The sequence below is a fragment of the Actinospica durhamensis genome (assembly GCF_018139695.1).
GTDB lineage: Bacteria > Actinomycetota > Actinomycetes > Streptomycetales > Catenulisporaceae > Actinospica > Actinospica durhamensis.
This window is the reverse complement of sequence record NZ_JAGSOG010000720.1, coordinates 1-468: the sequence shown is the minus strand read 5'-3', so window position 1 is coordinate 468 and position 468 is coordinate 1. Positions and strand designations below refer to the sequence as shown.

At 65.2% G+C, this 468-nt stretch carries 1 protein-coding gene; it reads left to right on the top strand.

Annotated elements, in window-relative coordinates:
• Window positions 1-69: 69 nt before the first annotated feature.
• Entirely contained in the window at window positions 70-303 is a 234-nt protein-coding gene (locus KDL01_RS41885) for a chaplin (protein ID WP_004990211.1), read from the top strand.
• The last annotated feature ends 165 nt before the right edge of the window (window positions 304-468 follow it).

Here is a 468-nt window from a genome sequence, read left to right as displayed (position 1 = left end):
CATTAGTCCCTCCTCGTTACCCGTGGTGTGATCCTCAGCTCGGGATCGCCTTGCGAATAAGGAGGAACAATGATCAAGAAGGTCGTCGCGGTCGCGGCTGCCACCGGTGGACTGGTTCTCGCGGGCGCGGGTCTGGCCGCTGCCGACTCGGGTGCCCAGGGTGCCGCCGTGCACTCCCCGGGCGTCGTGTCCGGCAACGTGATTCAGGCCCCCATCCACGTCCCCGTGAACGCCTGTGGCAACACGATCTCCGTGATCGGGCTGCTGAACCCCACCTTCGGCAACACCTGCATCAACCAGTGACGTTGTGCCTCGCCCTTTAGGGGATGCCCTCTGAGGGTTTGAGCCCGTCGGCCCCGGAGCGCGCGCCATGCGTTCCGGGGTCGGCCGGTTCTTGAAGAACGTCGGAACACCGGGAATCCGCCGGAACGGAATTCCCGGCACCAGGTCGAAGGCAGGGATTTCAGC